Source organism: Aquiflexum sp. (assembly GCF_977115555.1).
Genome location: NZ_CDSBKL010000547.1, coordinates 1 through 2204, shown reverse-complemented (window position 1 = coordinate 2204; position 2204 = coordinate 1). Strand labels below are relative to the sequence as shown.

1 protein-coding gene is annotated in these 2204 nt (G+C 43.2%); it reads left to right on the top strand.

The genetic code is table 11. The annotated features are described in order from the left end of the window. A partial coding sequence (locus ACZFYI_RS19395; protein WP_462525771.1) for a TonB-dependent receptor domain-containing protein occupies window positions 1–2093 on the top strand: 2093 nt, incomplete at its 5' end. Window positions 2094–2204 lie beyond the last annotated feature (111 nt).

Below are 2204 nucleotides of genomic sequence, written 5' to 3'. Positions count from 1 at the left end.
AGAAAGGATTTATCCAATTGGAGTATGAGGCAGGGACATCCATCCATTTCAGCCACATCAATTATGGAAAATGGACCTTGGATGAAGGCTCGCTTCTGAAAGTATTGGAAAAAGGAGTTCTCCTTCGTCAAGAAAATATCCTCAATCTCCAGCCAGTTTCTGTCATTTCTTTAAAAATGATGGATGAAAAGGACCAAAAAATTCTGATTTCAGATCAGGAAAGGCTTCACCATGATGCAGGGGCCATCCTCAATCTCAATCCGGTAGTTTCTTCCATCAGAAAAAGCGGCGCTTTTGCTTTTGACCCTGTCATGCGTGGATTCAAATACGATCAACTCAACATAGTCATTGATGGATTGCAGTCTGCTAATGCTGCCTGTCCCAATAGAATGGATCCTCCGACTTCTCAAATTGCACTTAACAGAATCAAACAGATTGAAATCCTTAAAGGGCCACATGCCCTTAGATACGGTATCGGATTGGGAGGTACGATCAACTTCATTCAGGAAGATCCTTTTTTCTCTTCCCAAGGTGGTGTAAACGGAAGGTTTTCGACCATGTATGAATCCAATGGAAATGTATTAAGAAACGAAGGAAGGGTCGGTTTCAACGGTCAAAATTATGATATCGGGTTGCTTGGTTCCTGGTCGAAAGGAACTGATTACGTTGACGGAGATGGGAATATTATTCCAGCAAACTTCCAAAGAGGAACTGTCGGGATGTTTGGGGATTTTAGGATTTCCAAATCTGACCTGATTCAGGTAACGGTCAACAGGAATTTTGCGAGAGATGTGGATTTCCCGACGTTGGCGATGGACCTAAGGTCAGACGATACATGGATGGGGAGTCTGCGGCATACCCGAAGCTTTCAAGGTAGAAAACTGCAAAAATGGAATACATCGGGATATTTTACTTTTGTCGATCATTTGATGGATAACGGGTTGAGAGAACTCAATCCCCGCATGATGAATGCAAAAACCCCAGCCAACACCCAAAACCTTGGAGCAAGAACAGAAGGACTTTGGCAATTGGGAAAGGCAAAATTATACGCAGGAGCGGATTTCAGGTCAGAAGCTGCCCAAGGAACCAGAGAAAGAGAGTTTTTGATGGGGCCGAATGCGGGAAAAACTATCTACGATAAAGTGTGGCAGGATTCCCGGATAACAAAGTCAGGCGCTTTTGCCTCTTTTCATGCGCCGGTAGGCAATTATGTGGTCAGTTTGGCAGGAAGGTTGGATGTAAACAATGCCCAGGCCTCGGATAATGCTGAGGAATTTGTTCAGGTTAATCCCACCCAATCCATCACCCAACTTAATCCCGGGATCTCTGCAGGAATCAAGCGTGATTTGGGAAAAAATTTCAATGCCGGGCTGTGGTTGGCAAATGTCAGGCGTAGTGGCAGCATCACCGAGCGGTTTATCAATTATTTCCCTGTGGGAGTTGATCCTTATGAAATGCTTGGAAATCCTGATTTGGCACCGGAAACCAACAACCAAGTCGATTTGGTTTTTGGATTTAGCAAATCAAAAATTACAGCCGAGGTAAACTTGTTTGCGGCTTACCTCAATAATTATATCACTGCCGAAAAAACCGAACTGAAACCAAGAATCCCCACAAGTCCGGGAGTCAGGCAATATGTCAATATTGACCGTGCAGTCAAAACCGGGTTTGAGGCGGCATTCAGTCAGGCATTATTTTATGGAATTAGTCATCAATTGATGGTGGCATATACCTATGGGCAAAATCTGGTGATTTCTGAGGCTTTACCGGAGATCGCCCCGATGGATATCAGGTATTCTATATTAGGCAGACACTTAGACAATAAGCTGCATTCTGCGATCAGGCTTCGATATGTCGCAGACCAAAACCGTGTTTCCGGAAGCTTTAGTGAAAAGGCAAGTCCAAGGTTTACGCTTTTGGACATTGATGTCAGTTATGCTGTTTCTTCGCTTATTGCAATCAAGGGTGGCGCACAAAACTTATTGAATGAAACTTACTATGAGCATTTGAACAGACCGATTGCCGCAACAGGTACCCCGCTTTTTGCTCCGGGAAGAAATTTCTTCCTTATGTTAAGTTTCAAATTTCCTTGATACATAGTGTTGATTGTTGTTTGGTTTGGAAAGCCGGTTCTTGTAAGAATCGGTTTTTTTATTTCAAATTTTTCTAAAAGAACAAAAAGTATAATGTTGCTTTGCGCCACC